Annotated in this window: 18 protein-coding genes, 1 tRNA gene and 1 pseudogene; 6 read left to right on the forward strand and 14 right to left on the reverse strand. The window is 69.0% G+C overall.

The window, feature by feature from the left end:
- Nucleotides 1–65 precede the first annotated feature (65 nt).
- Nucleotides 66–539 carry an Lrp/AsnC family transcriptional regulator gene (locus QWJ39_RS13615; protein ID WP_290258394.1) on the forward strand — a complete coding sequence of 158 codons (474 nt, stop codon included), beginning with the start codon at nt 66–68 and terminating at the stop codon, nt 537–539.
- A gap of 77 nt (nt 540–616) precedes the next feature.
- On the opposite strand, the gene QWJ39_RS13620 is transcribed toward QWJ39_RS13615, so the two are convergent.
- Entirely contained in the window at nt 617–2,245 is a 1,629-nt protein-coding gene (locus QWJ39_RS13620; protein WP_290258395.1) for a cation acetate symporter, read from the reverse strand.
- Nucleotides 2,242–2,622 (reverse strand): DUF485 domain-containing protein, encoded by a 381-nt coding sequence (locus QWJ39_RS13625; RefSeq protein ID WP_290258576.1) that lies wholly within the window; start codon nt 2,620–2,622, stop codon nt 2,242–2,244. Before QWJ39_RS13625 ends, QWJ39_RS13620 begins: the two co-directional genes overlap by 4 nt.
- A gap of 197 nt (nt 2,623–2,819) precedes the next feature.
- Here QWJ39_RS13625 and QWJ39_RS13630 point away from each other — a divergent pair, with 197 nt between their 5' ends.
- The 4 genes from QWJ39_RS13630 to QWJ39_RS13645 all read left to right on the forward strand — a co-directional run bounded on the left by QWJ39_RS13630 (nt 2,820) and on the right by QWJ39_RS13645 (nt 6,661).
- On the forward strand, nt 2,820–4,031 hold the full coding sequence (locus tag QWJ39_RS13630) for a histidine kinase (RefSeq protein WP_290258396.1): 1,212 nt from the start codon (nt 2,820–2,822) through the stop codon (nt 4,029–4,031).
- A 65-nt stretch (nt 4,032–4,096) separates the two neighbouring features.
- Nucleotides 4,097–4,816, forward strand: a complete 720-nt coding sequence (locus tag QWJ39_RS13635; RefSeq protein ID WP_290258397.1) for a LytTR family DNA-binding domain-containing protein — start codon at nt 4,097–4,099, stop codon at nt 4,814–4,816.
- Nucleotides 4,813–5,187, forward strand: coding sequence for a hypothetical protein (locus tag QWJ39_RS13640; protein WP_290258398.1), 375 nt, complete (start codon nt 4,813–4,815; stop codon nt 5,185–5,187). The genes QWJ39_RS13635 and QWJ39_RS13640 overlap by 4 nt, the downstream gene beginning before the upstream one ends.
- Before the next feature lie 7 nt (nt 5,188–5,194).
- Complete coding sequence (locus tag QWJ39_RS13645; RefSeq protein WP_290258399.1) at nt 5,195–6,661, forward strand: cation acetate symporter; 1,467 nt, start codon at nt 5,195–5,197, stop codon at nt 6,659–6,661.
- Between the two features lie 36 nt (nt 6,662–6,697).
- Here QWJ39_RS13645 and QWJ39_RS13650 read toward each other — a convergent pair whose 3' ends face one another.
- From QWJ39_RS13650 to rpsB, 6 genes are all read right to left on the reverse strand, one after another.
- On the reverse strand, nt 6,698–7,276 hold the full coding sequence (locus QWJ39_RS13650; RefSeq protein WP_290258577.1) for a DivIVA domain-containing protein: 579 nt from the start codon (nt 7,274–7,276) through the stop codon (nt 6,698–6,700).
- Nucleotides 7,277–7,420: 144 nt separating this feature from the next.
- Entirely contained in the window at nt 7,421–8,341 is a 921-nt protein-coding gene (locus QWJ39_RS13655; RefSeq protein WP_290258400.1) for a phosphatidate cytidylyltransferase, read from the reverse strand.
- A complete protein-coding gene (gene frr / locus QWJ39_RS13660; RefSeq protein WP_290258401.1) occupies nt 8,341–8,898 on the reverse strand; it encodes a ribosome recycling factor in 558 nt (185 codons plus the stop codon). Before frr ends, QWJ39_RS13655 begins: the two co-directional genes overlap by 1 nt.
- A gap of 75 nt (nt 8,899–8,973) precedes the next feature.
- The gene (gene pyrH / locus QWJ39_RS13665; RefSeq protein WP_290258402.1) at nt 8,974–9,711 is read right to left on the reverse strand and encodes a UMP kinase; all 738 of its coding nucleotides are present in this window, start codon (nt 9,709–9,711) and stop codon (nt 8,974–8,976) included.
- A gap of 155 nt (nt 9,712–9,866) precedes the next feature.
- A complete protein-coding gene (gene tsf, locus QWJ39_RS13670; RefSeq protein WP_290258403.1) occupies nt 9,867–10,703 on the reverse strand; it encodes a translation elongation factor Ts in 837 nt (278 codons plus the stop codon).
- A gap of 138 nt (nt 10,704–10,841) precedes the next feature.
- On the reverse strand, nt 10,842–11,702 hold the full coding sequence (gene rpsB / locus QWJ39_RS13675) for a 30S ribosomal protein S2 (RefSeq protein ID WP_290258404.1): 861 nt from the start codon (nt 11,700–11,702) through the stop codon (nt 10,842–10,844).
- A gap of 525 nt (nt 11,703–12,227) precedes the next feature.
- Between rpsB and QWJ39_RS13680 the strand changes: the two are divergent.
- Nucleotides 12,228–12,782, forward strand: a pseudogene (locus QWJ39_RS13680) (M23 family metallopeptidase); the annotation flags it as partial.
- Between the two features lie 24 nt (nt 12,783–12,806).
- Here QWJ39_RS13680 and QWJ39_RS13685 read toward each other — a convergent pair.
- The 6 genes from QWJ39_RS13685 to QWJ39_RS13710 all read right to left on the reverse strand — a co-directional run bounded on the left by QWJ39_RS13685 (nt 12,807) and on the right by QWJ39_RS13710 (nt 18,225).
- Nucleotides 12,807–13,997: an acyl-CoA dehydrogenase family protein gene (locus tag QWJ39_RS13685; protein WP_290258405.1), complete on the reverse strand. Its 1,191-nt coding sequence runs from the start codon at nt 13,995–13,997 to the stop codon at nt 12,807–12,809.
- A 235-nt stretch (nt 13,998–14,232) separates the two neighbouring features.
- A tRNA-Ile gene (locus QWJ39_RS13690) sits at nt 14,233–14,309 on the reverse strand.
- 100 nt (nt 14,310–14,409) lie between these two features.
- Nucleotides 14,410–15,609: a glycosyltransferase gene (locus tag QWJ39_RS13695; protein ID WP_290258578.1), complete on the reverse strand. Its 1,200-nt coding sequence runs from the start codon at nt 15,607–15,609 to the stop codon at nt 14,410–14,412.
- A gap of 100 nt (nt 15,610–15,709) precedes the next feature.
- Nucleotides 15,710–16,615, reverse strand: a complete 906-nt coding sequence (locus tag QWJ39_RS13700) for a DMT family transporter (protein ID WP_290258406.1) — start codon at nt 16,613–16,615, stop codon at nt 15,710–15,712.
- A complete protein-coding gene (locus tag QWJ39_RS13705; protein WP_290258407.1) occupies nt 16,615–17,283 on the reverse strand; it encodes a CDP-alcohol phosphatidyltransferase family protein in 669 nt (222 codons plus the stop codon). The genes QWJ39_RS13700 and QWJ39_RS13705 overlap by 1 nt, the downstream gene beginning before the upstream one ends.
- A gap of 54 nt (nt 17,284–17,337) precedes the next feature.
- Entirely contained in the window at nt 17,338–18,225 is an 888-nt protein-coding gene (locus QWJ39_RS13710) for a phage holin family protein (RefSeq protein WP_290258408.1), read from the reverse strand.
- Nucleotides 18,226–18,380: the final 155 nt, after the last annotated feature.

Raw genomic sequence — 18,380 nt, forward strand, 5'->3', positions numbered from 1 at the left:
ACCCACTGATATTTTGAGCATCCTGCCCGGTTCAGACGTTCCGGACCGTGCTAACCTTGCGCACTATGCAACCCTTGGATGGCACGGACACCCGCTTGCTTTCGGCCATGGCGCGGGACCCGCGCGGCACCGTCGTGGCCCTCGCACAGAAGCTGGGACTCTCCCGCAACACGGTGCAGGCCCGGATGGCCCAGCTGGAGAAGAAACACGTATTCCTCTCCTTCGAGCGCCGGATCAATCCGGCCACGCTGGGCTACCCGCTGATGGCCTTCATCTCGGTCCACGTCCAGCAGCAGAAGCTGGGCAGGCTGGCGGTGGAGCTCGCCGCGGTCCCGGAGATCCTGGAGGGCTATGGCCTGACCGGCTCGGCCGACCTGCTGCTGCGCGTGGTGGCGCGCGACGCCGAGGACCTGTTCCGGATCAACGGCAAGATCCTCTCCTGCGACGGGGTGGACCGGACGGACACGGCTCTGGCGATGAGCGAGATGATCCCGTTCCGGATCCAACCGCTGCTCGAACGCGGCCCGGCCGAGGGCTGACCCGGAACGCACAGGACCCCCGCGCCGGGCGGCGCGGGGGTCCTGTGCGTTCGGTGATGCAGCTATGTGGTGATGCGTTAGTGGTTGGTGGCCTTCTCGGCGCCCACCCCGGTCAGGGAGCGGACCTCCATCTCGGCCTGCTTGGTGGTGTCCTCGCGCCGCTTGTCCAGCACGGTGCCCAGCCAGCCCAAGAAGAACGCGAGCGGGATGGAGACGATGCCGGGGTTGCTGAGCGGGAAGATCGCGAAGTTCGCGCCGGCGATCATCGAGGTCTTGGTGCCGGAGACCACCGGGGAGAGGGCGATCAGGATGATGGCGGCGGCGAGGCCGCCGTACATGCTCCAGATCGCGCCCTGGGTGGTGAACCGGCGCCAGAACAGCGAGTACACGATGGTGGGCAGGTTCGCGGAGGCGGCGACGGCGAAGGCCAAGGCCACCAGGAAGGCGACGTTCTGGCCGTTGGCGAAGATGCCGCCGGCGATGGCGAGGATGCCGATGACGATCACCGTGCGGCGCGCCACCTTGACCTCGGTCTCGGCGTCGGCCTTGCCCTTGGCGATCACGTTGGCGTAGATGTCGTGGGCGAAAGAGGCCGCCGCGGTGATGGTGAGGCCGGCGACGACGGCGAGGATGGTGGCGAACGCCACCGCCGAGATGAAGCCCAGCAGCAGCGGGCCGCCGAGGTGGAAGGCCAGCAGCGGGGCGGCGGAGTTCACGCCGCCGGGGGCGCCCTTGATGGTGTCGGCGCCCACGAGGGCCGCGGCACCGTAGCCCAGGACCAGGGTGAACAGGTAGAAGATGCCGATCAGCCAAATGGACCAGACCACGGACTTGCGGGCTTCCTTGGCGGTGGGAACCGTGTAGAAGCGCATCAGCACGTGCGGCAGGGCAGCGGTGCCGAGCACCAGGGCCAGGCCCAGGGACATGAAGTCCAGCTTGGACGTGTCCGACTTGCCGTACTGCAGCCCCGGGTTCAGGACGGCCGGGTTCTTGGCCGTCTCCGCGGCGCCGCCGAGCAGGTCCGAGAGGTTGAAGCCGTAGATCGCGAGGACCCAGAAGGTCATCACGGCGGCACCGGCGATCAGCAGCATGGCCTTGATGATCTGCACCCAGGTGGTGCCCTTCATGCCGCCGATCAGGACGTACATGATCATCAGGGCGCCGACGACGATGATCACCAGCGCCTGTCCGCCCCAGTCGCTGATGCCCAGCAGCAGGGAAATCAGGCTGCCGGCGCCGGCCATCTGGGCGAGCAGGTAGAAGAAGCAGACGGCCAGGGTGGAGATGGCCGCGGCGATCCGGACCGGACGCTGCCGGAGCCGGAAGGAGAGCACGTCGGCCATGGTGAACTTGCCCGTGTTGCGGAGCAGTTCGGCCACCAGCAGCAGCGCCACCAGCCAGGCGACGAGAAAGCCGATGGAGTACATGAAGCCGTCGTAGCCGTTGACCGCGATCGCGCCGGTGATGCCCAGGAAGGACGCGGCGGAGAGGTAGTCGCCGGCGATGGCGGTGCCGTTCTGCGAACCGGTGAAGGACCGGCCGGCGGCGTAGTAGTCGGCGGCGGTCTTGTTGTTCCGGCTGGCGCGGAACACGATCACCATGGTGACAGCGACGAAGAGGGCGAAGATGCCCATGTTCAGGAGGGTGGTGTCCTTGAGTGCGGCGACGTTGACCGCGGGGACCGTCAGGGATGCGTGCAGTGTCATTGGGCCGTTCCGCTCACTCGGTTGCCGTGCTTGTCGAACTCGTGGCCTTCGATCTCCTGGCGGATCTCGGAGGCGATGGGGTCCAGCTTCCGGTTCGAGTAGCTGACGTACCAGCCCGTGATCGCGAAGGTGGACACGAACTGCAGCAGGCCCAGGATCAGGCCGACGTTGATGTTGCCCCAGACCTTGGTGGACATGAAGCCCACCGCATAGTCGGCCAGCAGGACGTAGGCGAAGTACCACAGCAGGAACGCGATGGCCATCGGAAAGACGAAGCTGCGGTGACGTTTGCGCAGTTCCTGGAACTGCTCCGTCGACTGGACTTGCTTGAAGTCCACGGACGCCGCTGCGTCCGTATGCTGGGCGTCGTGACCCATCATTCCTCCTCATTGAGACTGGCGAGTCACCGCCGGGCACTCCGGCTTCCGGACAACACTCCCCCGGGATTGTGTGACTGGAATCACTGTGCAACGTGACGTGCGCTACATTCCAGCACCGGCGCGGGCGGCGTCGCCCAGCGGTCGCCGCGCTGCGACAAACGGCGGACCGCCCGGCCTGGCGCTACGCTGGCAGCATGCCGGACTCCCCCCTGGTCAGCGCCGCGGCCGTCGCCGTGATCGCGCTGGCGATCGCCGTCGTCATCGCCGTCGGGCTCAAGGTCCTGCGCTCTTTCCGTGACCTTGGCACCGACGCCGAGCGCGCGACCTATAAGACCCTGCACGCCGCGTCCCGGGCCGGCCAGCACCTGCGGACCGGCCTGAACCCCGCCGGCGCGGGCAAGGCCAGCCGGCAGCTGCGCGGGCTGCTCGGCTGCGACGGGTTCGCCATCACGGACACCACGGGCGTCCTGGCCTGGGACGGCGCGGCCGAGGAACTCCGCCCGGTCCTGATGGAGGTGGCCGCGGCAGTGCTGGCGGGCGGCCACACCGCCGTGATCCCCGCCGGGGAGCTGCGGGCCCCGGGCGGCCGCTCCCCCGCCGGCTCTCCCGGAGCCGGCTACGCGGCCGTCATCGCGCCCATCCGGGTGGGGTCCGGGGTGGCGGGCGTGGTGGCCGCATTCGCCCCCGAGGCGGGGTCCGGCCTGGTCCGGGCAACCGGCGAGGTGGCGGACTGGGTGGCCACCCAGGTGGAACTGGCCGAACTCGATGCCTCCCGGACGCTGCTGATGGAGGCGGAGGTCCGGGCGCTGCGGGCCCAGATCAGCCCGCACTTCATCTACAACTCACTGAACGCGATCGCGTCCTTCATCAACACGGACCCGGTCCGGGCCCGGGAGCTGGTGGTGGAGTTCGCCGACTTCACCCGCTATTCGTTCCGCCGGCACGGGGACTTCACCACCCTGGCCGAGGAGCTGCGCTGCATCGACCGGTACCTGCTGCTGGAGCGCGCCCGGTTCGGCGAGCGGGTGCAGGTCAGCCTGCGGATCGCGCCGGAGGTGCTGAGCACGGTGATCCCGTTCCTGAGCCTGCAGCCGCTGGTGGAGAACGCCGTCCGGCATGGCCTGGAGGCCAAGGAGGGGCCCGGGCACATCAGCATCACGGCCAACGATTCGGGCGCGTTCGCCGAGGTGACGATCGAGGACGACGGCGTGGGCATGGACCCGGAGCAGCTGCGTTCGGTCCTGGCGGGGCACAGCGGCGGCGACCACGTGGGCCTGCACAACGTGGACGCGCGGCTGCGGCAGGTCTACGGGGAGGACAACGGCCTGGTGATCGAGACGGCGCCCGGCGAGGGCACGCTGATCACCCTGCGCGTCCCGAAGTCCCAGCCCCGCCACGACGCCTGAAACGGCGCCCGGCCCTCGCCGCCATGGCGCCCGTCGGGGCGCCGGTGCGGCGGTACCCTAGGACCATGATTAACGTCCTCGTCGCCGACGACGAGCTGCCCGCCGTGGAGGAGCTGGCGTTCCTGCTGGGCCGGGACGACCGGATCGGCACCATCCACCGCGCCTCCTCCGGCGCCGAGGCGCTGCGCACCCTGGAGAGCGCCGACGTCGACGCCGTCTTCCTCGACATCCACATGCCCGCCCTCTCCGGTCTGGACATCGCCCGGGTGATCGCCCGCAGCGCCCGGCCGCCCGCCGTCGTCTTCGTCACCGCGGACGAGGACTGCGCCCTCGAGGCCTTCGAGCTCGCCGCCGTGGACTACCTGCTCAAGCCCGTCCGCGCCGAGCGGCTGGCCCGCTCCGTGGGCCGGATCAGTGAGCTGCTGCGCGACGGCGGCCCGGCCCCGGAAATGATTACCGTGGACCTCGGTGGCACCACCAAGATGATCCGCCGCGACGACGTCACCTACGTCCAGGCGCAGGGCGACTATGCCCGGCTGCACACCGCGGACGCCAGCTACCTGATCCGGGTGCCGCTGGCGGACCTGGAGCAGCAGTGGGCCGAGGCCGGGTTCCTGCGCATCCACCGCTCCTACCTGGTGTCGCTGGCCCACGTGGGGCACCTGAAGCTGGCGGCCGGACGGCCCAGCGTTGCGGTGGCCGGCGCCGAACTGCCGATCAGCCGCCGGCACCTGCCCCCGGTCCGGGAAAAGCTGGAGGCCACCCGGATCCGGCCGCAGGCATGACCCGGGTCAGGGTCACCGCCCCGCGCCGCGTCGCCACGGGCGCCGGTTCCGGGCGTGGCAGAGCCGCGGCTGAGGCACGGAAGGCGGCGGAAGAGACCGACGCCGGTCAGGTGTTCGTCCGCGCGCTGATCCGGTCCCAGCTCCGGCTCGGGATCGTGGTGGCCGCCGGGTTCCTGCTGATCATGTTGGGCTTCGCGCTGCTGCTGGGCCTGGTGCCGGGACTCGCCGAGCTGCGGATCGCCGGCCTGCCCTTCGACTGGGTGCTGCTCGGCGCCGGGATCTATCCGGTGATCGGGCTGAGCGCCTGGCTCTACGTCCGGACCGCCGCCCGGAACGAGGCCCGCTACCGCGACCTCGCCGGCGAGCGGTGAGGCGGCCATGAACCCGGTGGTCGGCGTCGCCGCCTTCGCCGCCGTCACCCTCGCCACCGCCGTGATCGGTTTCTACGGCCTGCGGATCTCCCGCACCACCGGGGACTTCTACGTCGCGTCCCGCACCGTCCGGCCGTGGTGGAACGCCTCGGCCATCGGCGGCGAGTACCTCTCCGCGGCCAGCTTCCTGGGCGTGGCAGGGCTGATCCTGCTCTCGGGTACCGACGCCCTCTGGTATCCGGTGGGCTACACCGCCGGTTACCTGATGCTGCTGCTGTTCGTGGCGGCCCCGCTGCGCCGCTCCGGCGCGTACACCATCCCGGACTTCACCGAGGCGCGGCTGGAGTCCCGGGCCGTCCGCCGGGTCACCAGCCTGGTGGTGGTGATGGTGGGCTGGCTGTACATCGTCCCGCAGCTGCACGGCGCGGCGCTGGCCATCCGGATCACCACCGGGCTGCCGGCCTGGGTGGGCCAGGTGGCCGTGATCGCCGTCGTCTGCGTCACCGTGATGGCCGGCGGGATGCGCTCCATCACCTTCGTTCAGGCCTTCCAGTACTGGCTGAAGCTCACGGCCCTGGCCGTGCCGCTGCTGTTCCTGCTGCTGGTGCTCGCCGGCACCGGTACCCCGGCCGTGGCCGAGGCGCCGGTGAACCCCACCGGGCTGCCGCCGGCCGGCCCGTACCAGAACATCTCGCTGCTGGTGGCGCTGCTCTTCGGGACGCTGGGCCTGCCGCACGTGCTGGTGCGCTTCTACACCAACCCGGACGGCCAGTCGGCGCGGCGGACCACCCTGATCGTGCTGGGCCTGCTGTCCGTGTTCTACCTCTTCCCCACCGCGTACGGGCTGATCGGGCGGGTCTTCGCCCCCGGCGCCGCGGGGGCGGGGCAGGCCGACGCGCTGGTGCTGCTGCTGCCGGGCCGGATGATCGGCGGCCTCGCCGGGGATCTGCTCTCCGCGCTGGTGGTGGCCGGGGCGTTTGCGGCGTTCCTGTCCACCACCTCCGGGCTGGTGGTCTCGCTGGCCGGCGTGATCAGCCAGGACATCCTGGGCGGCAGCGTCCGCGGCTTCCGGCTCGCGGCGCTGTTCTCGGCGGTGGTGCCGTTGGGGATCGCCGCGACGACGGATTCGACGGCGCTGGCAGGGAGCGTGGGGCTGGTGTTCGCCTTCACCGCCTCGACCATCTGCCCGGTGCTGCTGCTGGGGATCTGGTGGCGCGGTTTGACCGATGCCGGGGCGATCGCGGGGATGCTGACCGGGGCGCTGGCGTGCGGCGGTTCGATGCTGGCCGGCGCGGTGCTGGGTGCGGCGGGGACGCCGTCGTGGCTGGCGCAGCCGGCGGCGTGGACGGTGCCGGCGGCGTTCGCCGTCATGGTCCTGGTGTCCCGGGCCACCCGGGACCGGGTGCCGCGCAGCATCACCCGGCTGATGACACGGCTGCACACCCCCGAACGGCCGCTCGTGACGGAGCGCTAGCGGCCGGTCACGGGGCGGCCGGTCGCTAGGGCCGCGTCAGTCGATGGCGGCCATGAGTTCGACGACTTTGTCCAGGAACGCATCCACCTGGGTTTCCTCGTAGCCGTCGCGGCCGACGGCAGGCCGGAAGGTGGCGCGGCGGACGTTGTCCACGCTGAGCGGCTGGTCCTCGTCCAGGTAGCCGATCAGCTCGTGGCAGAGGCCGTCGACGTCGGCGATGTTGTAGCTGCGGACTTTGGCCTTCGCCGGCCGCCGGAAGCGCTGCCCGTCCGGGCGGTGCAGCCGGCCGCGGAGCAGCCCGGCCAGCCGGCCGATCTCACGCAGCCAGGCGTCCTCACCGCGTTCGCCGACCAGTTCGTCGCGTTCCCGGCGGGCCAGGGCGTCCTCGAGCCGGTCCAGGGCCGCGTCCACGGCGGCGGCCGCGTAGCCGCCCTTGACCGGGTCGAAGGTGACGGCGCGGACATCGGCGCTCTTGACCACGCGCTCGGCGGCCTGCGGGGTCTCGAAGGAGACCCGGGCCTGCCGCAGGAACTGGTCCACCTGCTTGGCGTTGTAGCCGTACTGGTTGCGCTGGACGCGGTCAAAGGAGGCAGGGATCTGCCGGTTGAGGTCCACTCGGTTGCTGTCCACTGTTTACTTCTTATCCTTCGAGGCCGTGCGGCTCTTGTTGTTCGGCGCTGGTTGTCCGGCTCTGGCCGATCCGGTACGGCGCTTTTTACGGGCACCATTGTAGGCGCCGGGGCGGGGTTGTCCGCCCGCTCAGCCGCCCGCGGCGGCAGAGAAAATCATGAAGGCCACCGGCGAGGCGAAGACGATGGAGTCCAGCCGGTCCATCACTCCCCCGTGGCCCGGCAGGCTGTTGCCCATGTCCTTGATGCCAAGCTCACGCTTGACCATGGACTCGGCAAGGTCACCGGCGGTCGCCGCTCCCACCATGCCCACGGCGAGGGCGGCACCAAACCACCACGGCTCGCCGAGGACAAAGATCGAGGCCAGGACGCCGACGACGACGGCCCCGCCCACGGACCCGGCGAAGCCCTCCCAGGACTTCTTCGGGCTGATCTTGGGAGCCATCGGGTGTTTGCCGAGGGACGCGCCGACGAGGTAGCCGAAGGTGTCGTTGGAGACCACCAGCAGCAGCAGGGTGCCGATCTGCCAGGCCCCGACGGGCACCACGCCGTTTGGCCAGAAGCCGACCGGCGTGACCCCGCCGGCGGCATGCAGCGGCAGGACCGCGAAGCTGATCAGGAACGGGACCCACGCCATCGTGAAGACGCCGGCGAAGATGCTGCGGGCCGAGCCCGCGGCGCCCTCCAGCGACCGCCACAGCAGCACCGCGACGCTGCTGAGCAGGAACGCGAACATGAGGCTTTCCGGGCCGCCGAAGTAGGCGGAGACCGGCATCGCCACGGTGCCGGTCATCGCGGGGATGATCGGCAGCCGGGTGCCGGAGGCCTCCAGGGCCCGGTAGACCTCCCAGACGCCGAAGACGGCGAAGGCGGTGACGATCAGGACGAAGGCCAGGGGCAGGAACAGCAGGCCGCCGAGCACCGCAAAGAGCATGGCGAGGCCGACGGCCGTCGCGGCGGGAAGATTCCTGCCCGCCTTGGGCGTCGGGTTCTTCCGCTCTTTCCCCCTCACCCGGACGCGCGGCCCGGGTGCCTGCTGTTCGCCTGTCATCAGACCTCGAGCAGCTCGGCTTCCTTGCGCTTGAGCAGCTCGTCGATGCCGTCGACGTGGGACTTGGTCAGGGCGTCCAGTTCCTTCTCGGCACGGGTTCCCTCGTCCTCGCCGGCCTCGCCGTCCTTGACCAGCTTGTCCAGGGTTTCCTTGGCCTTGCGGCGGATGTTGCGGATGGACACCTTGGCGTCCTCGCCCTTGGACTTGACGATCTTGACGTATTCCTTGCGGCGTTCCTTGGTCAGTTCCGGGATGGTGACCCGGATGACGTTGCCGTCGTTGGAGGGGTTGGCGCCCACCTCGGAGTCGCTCAGGGCGCGTTCGATGTCCCGCAGGGCGGTCTTGTCGAACGGGGTGATGAGGATGGTGCGGGCGTCCGGCACGGCGAAGGACGCCAGCTGCTGCAGCGGGGTCGGCGAGCCGTAGTACTCCACCATGACCTTGTTGTACAGGCCCGGGGTGGCGCGGCCGGTGCGGATCGAGGCGAAGTCTTCCTTGGCAACCTCGACCGCCTTGTCCATCTTGTCGCCGGCTTCGAGCAAGGTCTCTTCGATCACGTTCTCTCCTCAGAAATTTGGTGCGCGCCCCAGAGCCCGGGGAGCTGAACTGTCCTCAAACCATCCTAGCCGGAGCTAGGGGGTGACTACGGTGCCCAGGTCCTCGCCGCGGATGGCACGGGTGACGTTGCCCTCGCCCTCCATGCCGAAGACGACCATGGTGAGGTTGTTGTCCTTGCACATGGTCATGGCGGTCTGGTCCATGACGCGGATGTCGCGGCGCAGGGCCTCGTCGTAGCTGAGCTTGTGCAGCTTTTCCGCGGTGGGGTCCTTCTTCGGGTCGGCGGTGTAGACGCCGTCGACGCCGCTCTTGGCCATCAGGACGACGTCGGCGTGCACCTCCATCGCGCGCTGCGCGGCGACGGTGTCGGTGGAGAAGTAGGGCAGGCCTGCGCCGGCGCCGAAGATCACGACGCGGCCCTTCTCCATGTGGCGGATGGCGCGGCGCGGGATGTACGCCTCGGCGACCTGGCCCATGGTGATGGCGCTCTGCACGCGGGTCTCGACGCCGGCCTGCTCCAGGAAGTCCTGCAGCGCCAGGCAGTTCATGACTGTGCCGAGCATGCCCATGTAGTCGGCGCGGGAGCGGTCCATGCCGCTCTGCGAGAGCTCGGCGCCGCGGAAGAAGTTTCCGCCGCCGACGACGATCGCGACCTCGACGTCCGGGACGGCCGCGGCGATCTGCTTGGCGACCCCGCGGACGGTGTCCGGGTCGACGCCCAGCTTGCCGCCGCCGAAGACCTCGCCGGAGAGCTTGAGGAGGACGCGGCGCCGCGTCTTCGTTGGCTGGGCGGAATTGTTGACGGTATCCATGGTGCCTTCCCGTTGGTGAGCTCTCAAAAGGTTATCGTGCCGGGGCCCGGAGGCGGCATTCCCTGCCGCCGCCGGTCCCGGCGCAGGCGCCCGGGGGTCTCCTGCGCATGCAAAAGGGGTGGCCACCGAAGTGACCACCCCCCTGGCGTTGCCGGTTAGGAACCGACGCGGAAGCGTGCGAAGCCGGTAGCCTTCACGCCGGCCTCTTCGAGGACGGCGGCGACGGACTTCTTGGCGTCCTTGGCGAATGCCTGGTCAACCAGGACCTCGCCCTTGTAGAAGCCGGTGACGCGGCCTTCGACGATCTTGGTCATCGCGGCTTCGGGCTTGCCCTCGGCCTTTGCGGTTTCCTCGGCGATGCGGCGCTCGGACTCGACCAGCTCGGACGGGACGTCCTCGCGGGTCAGGTAGTTCGGGGCCATGGCGGCGATGTGGACGGCGACGTCGTGGGCGGCGGCGGTGGCGGCTTCGCCTTCACCGTCGACGGCGAACAGGACGCCGACCTGGGCCGGGAGGTCCTTGGAGGTCTTGTGCAGGTACGCGTCGACGGTCGGGGCCTCGATGCGGGCGATGCGGCGGACGACGACCTTCTCGCCCAGGATGGCGCCTTCTTCGACGACCACCTCGGAGAGCGGCTTGCCGTCAACGTCGGTGGCCAGGAGGGCCTCGAGGTCGGCGGCGCCGGACTCGACGGCGACGGTCAGGACCTTGTCGGCCAGCTGGATGAACTTGTCAGCCTTGGCAACGAAGTCGGTCTCGCAGTTGACTTCGACCATCACGCCGACGCCGTTGGCGACCTTGGCGGCAACCAGGCCCTCGGCCGTGGAGCGGCCTTCGCGCTTGGTGGCACCCTTGAGGCCCTTGATGCGGATGATCTCGATGGCCTTCTCGGCGTCGCCGTTGGCCTCGTCGAGAGCCTTCTTGACGTCCATCATGCCGGCGCCGGTGCGCTCGCGCAGGGCCTTGATGTCAGCAGCAGTGTAGTTCGCCATGTGAACCCCTCTGTCTAGAAAATTTTGTCTGGTGTACGGACCGACAGGACGGCTGCTCACGCACGGTGAGCGGCCATCCTGTCGGTACCCCCGCGCGCTGCGGGCAGCGCGCGGGGAAGTGCGGCTATGCCGGGGTGACTACTTGGCGTCGTCCGCGGCCGGGGCCTCGGCGGCTTCCGGAGCAGCTTCGGCTTCCGGTGCAGCTTCGGCGGCCGGGGCAGCCTCTTCGGCCTTGTTGCCTTCGAGGAGCTCGCGCTCCCACTCGGCCAGCGGCTCTTCCGGGGCTTCCGTGGTGCCCGTGGCGCGCTGGTTGCGGGCGATCAGGCCCTCGGCAACGGCGTCGGCAACGACGCGGGTCAGCAGGTTCACGGAGCGGATGGCGTCGTCGTTACCCGGGATCGGGAAGTCAACTTCGTCCGGATCGCAGTTGGTGTCCAGGATGGCCACAACCGGGATGTTCAGCTTCTTGGCTTCGTCGACGGCGAGGTGTTCCTTCTTGGTGTCGACAACCCACAGGAGCGACGGCGCCTTGGTGAGGTTGCGGATACCGCCGAGGTTGGTCTCCAGCTTGGTCAGCTCGCGACGCAGGAGCAGCAGTTCCTTCTTGGTGTAAGCGGAACCGGCGACGTCGTCGAAGTCGATCTCTTCGAGTTCCTTCATGCGCTGGATGCGCTTGGAAACCGTCTGGAAGTTGGTCAGCATACCGCCGAGCCAACGCTGGTTGACGTACGGCTGGCCGACGCGGGTGGCCTGCTCGGCGATGGCTTCCTGTGCCTGCTTCTTGGTACCAACGAAGAGGACGGTGCCGCCGTGTGCAACGGTGGCCTTCACGAACTCGTAGGCACGGTCGATGTAGGACAGCGACTGCTGCAGGTCGATGATGTAGATGCCGTTGCGCTCCGTGAAGATGAAGCGCTTCATCTTCGGGTTCCAACGACGGGTCTGGTGTCCAAAGTGGACGCCGCTGTCAAGCAGCTGGCGCATGGTTACGACGGGCATGCCGACGCTCCTTCCGGCAGGTCATTCATGAGAGAGCCGTGAGGCCCTCTTACCCTGCCAATAGTTGACGGTTGATTAGCAGCACCCGGTTCCGGGAGCTCCTCCTGGTATCCACCGCGCTCCTCATCCGGACCATGGGGTCCGGACCGCAAGGGGCGCAGTCCTCCTCGTCCAGAGCGGGGCTTCGGCTGCAGAGGGCTGGATACGCGTAGTCAGCAAGCATTCCCGCACTCCTGAATGAGATGTGCTGCCTTCCGCGGCACGTCCGGGAAGGACAGCGCAACGAATCGGGGCATGAGGGAACAGCAAACTGCTCCACCTAGTGTACTACAGCGGTCCCCGCCCGACGGACGCGGTCGGGGCGCCCGGCGGGGTGCTTCGGGGTGCCCGGCGGGGGTGCTTCGGGGTGCTGACGGGGCGCCGACGGCGGTGTCTTGAAGGGCGAATCCGGGGGCCTCAATGGAGTTGTCCACATGGCGTGCCGAGCGCCTGTTCCGGCACAGCCTGAGTCCCCATGCTGAAACCATGACCCTGTTCCCTGTGCTCCCGCTGCTGCTCGCCGTTGCGCTGGCCCAGTCCCTTGCGCCGGCGCCACCGCGCCCCTCGGCAGCGTTTTCCGGCCCGGCGGCCGTCCGTGCCGCGGCCATCGGAGCCGCGACGGCGCGGGGCTGGGCCTGGCCGCTCTCCCCCAGGCCCGCGGTGGTGCGCGGCTTCGATCCGCCGGACCGGCCGTGGCTCAGCGGCCACCGCGGGGTGGACCTGCGGGCCGAGGCCGGGGCTGCGGTCAGCGCACCGGCTCCGGGACGGGTCAGTTTCGCCGGCGTGGTGGTGGACCGCCCGGTGCTGACCATCGATCACGGGGACGGTCTCCGGAGCAGCTTCGAACCCGTGGAGACGAGCCTGCGGGCCGGGGACCCGGTGGCGGCCGGATCCCCGGTGGGTGCGGTGGCAGCCGCGCAGTCCGGACCGCCCGGCCACTGCGGCGGCACGCCCTGCCTGCACTGGGGCGTCCGCCGCGGTGAGGAGTATCTGGACCCCCTCGGGTTCGTCCTGGACCTGCGGCCCTCGGTGCTGCTGCCGCCGGTCCGGGCGCCGGCGTCGGGTTTAGACGATCGCAGAGATTCCGGTGATGGCCCGGCCCGTGACCAGGGTGTTGATCTCGTGGGTGCCCTCGTAGGAGTAGATGGCCTCGGCGTCGGAGAAGACCTTCGCCATCTCGTAGTCGGAGACAATGCCATTGCCGCCCAGGAGGCTGCGGCCAATCGCCACGGTCTCCCGCATCCGGGCCGTGGTGAAGGCCTTGGCCAGGGCGGACTGTTCGTCCTTGGCCTGACCCGCGTCCTCGAGCTGGGAGAGCCGGACCATCATGCCCATGGAGCTGACGGTATTGCCGAGCATCTGGACCAGCTGGTTCTGCACCAGCTGGAAGAAGGCGATCGGCCGGCCGAACTGGCTGCGTTCGACGGCATAGCGGCGGGCGACGTCGAACGCGGCCAGCTGCTGGCCGACGGCCTGCCAGGCCACGGAGAGGCGGGTGACCTTCAGGACCTTGTTGGTGTCGCGGAAGCTGTTGGCGTTCGCGAGCTTGAAGAAGTCGGGAACCACGACGTTTTCCAACGTGATGTCCGCGTTCTGGACCGTGCGCAGCGAGATCTTGTTCTCGATCTTGGTGGCGCCGTAGCCCTCGGTCTTCGTGTCCACCAGGAAGCCCTTGACCTGGTTGTCCTCGACGTCGCGGGCGTAGATGACCACCCAGTCGGAGAAGGTGGCGTTGCCGATCCAGCGCTTGGCGCCGTTGAGGACCCAGTGGTCACCCTCGCGCCGGGCGGTGGTGCGCGTGCCGCCGGCGACGTCGGAGCCGCCCAGCGGTTCGGTCAGGCCGAAGGCGCCGATCTTCTTCATCGAGTAGATCTCCGGCAGCCAGGCCTCCTGCTGCTCCTCGGAGGCCAGCGCCTCGATGGAGCCGGTGAACAGTCCGTCGTGGACGCCCATGAAGGTGGCGATCGAGGTATCGGCGCGGGTCGTCTCGGCGTGCAGGATGCCGGCGAAGAGGTTGGAGTAACCCTGGCGCTTGACCGGGCTGACCAGGTCGATGTCGGCCAGCTTGGGGATCAGATCCATCGGGAACTCGGCACGGTTCCAGCAGTCGACGGCGATCGGCTTGACCTCGCGGGCCAGGAACTCGCGGACCTCGGCTAGCCGGTCGCGCTCCTTGGCGCTGAGCAGCTGCTCGAAGGCAAAGAAGTCGCCGTCGGCGTACGGGAGGTTGTTGACGTCGATTGCAGCCTTGGACATGGTGTTCCCTCACTTGTGATCAGCGGCGACCAGAACGGCGCGGGGAGATCCGCACCGATATGTTACTGGGCAGTAACTTACCGTGCGCGGAGAGGTGCCGCAAGTGACCTGGCCCACCCGCGGGGGCCACGGCATACAAAAAGAGCCGCGTCCGGGAGGCGGGCTTCCGGACGCGGCTTGGGAATGCGGCGTCTGATGTGGGGAGGTGATGCGGACCGGCCAGGAGACCGGTCGATGGTAGGGCTACTCGGACTTGAACCGAGGACCTTAGGATTATGAGTCCCGCGCTCTAACCAGCTGAGCTATAGCCCCGTGGGACCCGGGGCACCGGCCGTGTCACGGCGGGCCCCGGGGCAAAACACTCTAGCAATAGTAGTCGCACCGGCCGGGCGCTACGGCCCGTGCGGGAGTGCTAGACCACCAGGTCGTCGTAGCTGGCGCCGCGGTAGATGTCCTCGAAGGTCTGGAGGGTCCGCTCGATGCTGTGGTTCTCCACCATGCTGCGGCTGACCTTGCCCATGGCGGCGCGCTCGTCGGCCGGCAGCGACAGCACCGCGGTGATCTTGGCCGCCAGGTCGTCGCTGTCGTTCGGGGTGAAGAGGTAGCCGTTCTCGCCGTCGCGCACCAGGTGCGGCAGGGCCATCGCGTCGGCCAGGACCACGGGCGTGGAGGCGGACATGGCCTCAAGGGTCACCAGGGACTGCAGCTCCGCGGTGCCCGGCATGCAGAACAGGTCGGCGCCGAGGTACGCGCGGCGCAGTTCCTCGTCGCTGGCCAGGCCCAGGAAGCGCACCCGGTCCCCCAGGCCCAGGCGCTTGACCTGCGTTTCCAGGGCCGGTCGGACCTCGCCGCCGCCAACCACCTGCAGGTGGACGTCGAGGTTGGCCGGGGTCTTGGAGATTGCGTCGATCAGGACGTCGATGTGCTTTTCCTCGGCGAGGCGGCCCACGAAGAGCACGGTGGGGCTGGCGTTGACGGGAACCTCCTCCCCGGGCTTCAGCTCGTAGGCGGCGGCGTCGATGCCGTTGGAGAGCGGCAGCACCTTGCGAAGGAAAGCGTGGTCGTGCATCGCCTTGGCCGCGAGCGGGGTGGGGGTGGTCACGACGTCGGCCTGGCCCATGACCTTGCCCATGTCGCGCCAGGAGACGCGGCCAACGATGTCCTTGAACCACTGCGGAAACGGCAGGAAGGGGTTGAGGTTCTCCGGCATGAAGTGGTTGGTCGCCACGATCCGCACGCCACGGCGCACCGCCTCGTAGAGGACGTGCTCACCGATCATGTAGTGGCTCTGGATGTGCACGACGTCGGGCTTGACCCGGTCGAAGAGCAGCGCGATCTCCTTCTTGATCTCCCAGGGGAAGGTGATCCGGAAGCTCTCGTGCGTGGGCACGGAGTGGGAGCGCACGCGGTGCACGGTGGCCTCGTCGCGGAACTCGCTGTAGCTCTTGCCCTTGCTGGGGCGGGTGGCCAGGACGTGGACGTCGTGGCCGCGTCCGGTCATGCCCTTGGCGAGACGGTAGCCGAACTGGGCGGCTCCGTTGACGTCCGGCGGGTAGGTTTCGGCGGCGATCAGGATCGTCAGTTTCCTGCCGGGGTTGTCGGTCTGGGGCATGGTCACGGGGATGGCTCCTGGTGGTCACGGTGGGTAGCGGCGGCCGGCCGGCCGCCGGCGCAGGCCCGGCCAGCCGGCGCCTGAAGTCTGTGGCGTCGCCTTAGGGCCTCCGCGCCGCGGCCTTCCGCGCGTCTTTCTTGCGCTTGGTGACCTCGGGGTGGTGCCTGGACAGGGCGATCACTCCCACGATAGCAAGGAGAGCCGCGGCTCCCATGGCGATCGCGGTCACGGCGTGGACATCGGGGCGCAGTTCGCCGAGGATCACGACACCGATCGCGATGCCGATCATGGGATCGATCACGGTCAGGCCGGCGATGACCAGATCCGGTGGACCGCCCGAGTAGGCGCTCTGCACGAACCACGAACCCAAGCCGCCGGCGGCGAGGATCGCCAGCAGGGTGTACCACTGCACGTTGAGCAGGAACAGCCCGTTGGGGTCCAGCAGGTGCCGGCCGATGATGCGGGTCAGGACGGCAACGAAGCCAAACAGCATGCCGGCGCCGATGATATAGACGAAGGCGCTCATCCGGTGCTTGAACAGCAGCGCCAGGGTGCCGAACAGGGCCACGACGAGGGCCAGCAGCAGCACCACCGTGAGTTCGTCCGCGGCGCTGACATGGTGGTTCTCCTGGGTGACCGTGACGGCCAGGACCACGAACAGGGCGGAGCCGGTGACGCAGCAGCTGATCGCCACCACGGTGGCCCGGTTCATGCTCAGGCCCTGGTCCTTGGCGTTGATGACCGTGGTGATGACCAGCGCGATGGCGCCGATAGGCTGCACGACCGTCAGCGGGGCGGACACGAGGGCGATGGCGTTCATGGCCGTGCCGACGCACAGCAGCAGGAGCCCCAGGATCCAGCGCCGGTTGCGGATCAGCCGCAGCAGGCCGTTGGAGCTCAGGGCCAGTCCGCCGGTGTCTGCCTTGACCGCGCTGCCCTGCCGTTGCGCGCCGAAGGCGAGGAAGAAGGCACCGGCGACGGCCAGCACGACTGCCAGCCAGACCATCAGCGGGGCCCGCCGTCGTCGTTGGAACGTTCCTGCGGGTTCACGGCGGTGCTGCTTTCTGCGGCGGGCCGCTGTCCGCGGCCCTTGCGGATGATGGCCCAGAAGTAGTTATAGGCGGCGATCCAGTGCCCGATCAGGCCGAGGCCCAGGCAGGCCCAGGCCGCCACGAAGTAGCCCTCGGCGCCGGGCAGCTGCAGCTTCGAGAGCACCAGCAGGGGCGTGCCGAGGAGCAGCAGCGCGGTCCGGATCTTGCCGACACGGCTGACCGGGAGGTCGGGGTGGCTGTGGAAGTAGTAGAGCGAGATGGTCATCAGGATGAGGTCGGGCACGAGGAGGGCGGTCAGGTACCACCACTCGACGACGCCGGCGATCACGAGGGTGACCGCGACGGCGATCAGGGCCAGCCGGTCCGCGATCGGGTCCATGATTCGGCCGAGGTTGGACATCTGGTTGAAGCGGCGGGCGATGTAGCCGTCCACCCAGTCGGTGCTGCCCATGAGGGCCAGGACCAGGGCGGCGGCACCGTACTCCTGTTTCGCGAGGACCAGCCAGATGAACAGCGGAACGCCGAGGAACCGCACCACGGTGAGGAGATTGGGGACCGTGAAGACCACATCCGAATGGATTTGGGGTTGGCCGGGACGCGCGCCAGCGCCGATGAACCTCATTCGGCCTCCCTTTCCGCTGCCGGTGTCCATTCGTTGTCGAGGTTTACAGTCCTGTCAGCCCTTGAGCAGGCGGCGCAGCAGGACGACGAAGGTGGTGGCGGCCGCCGCGAAGGCTGCCAGCGGCTTCCAGCGCTTGGCCAGGTCCGCGGCCGGAGCCGAGCCGGAGCTGCCGGTGGAGGGCCGGGCGCCGGGAGTGGTGGCGGAGGGGCCGCGGAGGGCGGCGATCCGGTCGTCGACCAGTTCCTTGCCCTCTTCGACGCGCTGCTGGCCGGCGGCGAGGAGGATCTGCGCCTGGGCCTTGAGGTCCAGTTCCTCGCCGAGTTCGTCGCGGACGCCGGTGAGGTGGCGGCGGCGCTGGTCCAGCCGGCGGCGCAGCTCATCTTCGGAGGGGGCGGGGCCGAGGTCGGGCTGTTCGGCCGCCTTCTTCGCTTCCTTTTCCGCCTTCGCCCGGGCTGCGGCCGCTTCCTTGGCGGCCTTCGCGGCCTTGGCTTGCGGCGTGTTCGGGTCCAGCACGGCCGGGTCGAAGGAGGAGCCCTCCTTGGCGATGCCGAGGTCGTACTTCAGCCCGCGGATGGTCTCCTCGGGGACCAGCGGCATGGCCTTCTTGAAGCGGCTGACGCCGATCAGTCCCACGATCAGGGCGATGACCAGGAACAGGGCGCAGACCAGCAGGGCCGCGAGCCAGGCCGGCATGATCGTGGCCAGGCCCATGATGGCCGCCACGACGAGTCCGATGACCAGCAGCAGGACGAAAATCAGGGCGACGACGGCGAAGGCCGCCGCGATGCCGAGCTGGATGCCCTTGCGCTTGAGTTCGGCCTTGGCGAAGGCAATCTCATCGTTAAGTTGCCGCGGTGCCAGCTTAAAGATCAGTTTCAAGGTCTTGGGCAACGCGGAAAGGCGCAGCCCCCCGCCGGTCCTGCCGGTGTGCCGTCCGCTCATCGGTTCCGCCTAACTGGTGCCATCTGTCGTTCTGCTTCCGCTGAAATGCCCGGGCCTGCGCGGCTGATTGCACGCCCAGGTGTCAAAACTATCATTCGGGGCGCCGACGGCGGCCAGCGGAAGGCGCGGGCGCCTGCGCGTCGGGTTTAGGCGAC

The sequence above is a fragment of the Arthrobacter sp. YD4 genome (assembly GCF_030410515.1).
Classification (GTDB): domain Bacteria; phylum Actinomycetota; class Actinomycetes; order Actinomycetales; family Micrococcaceae; genus Arthrobacter.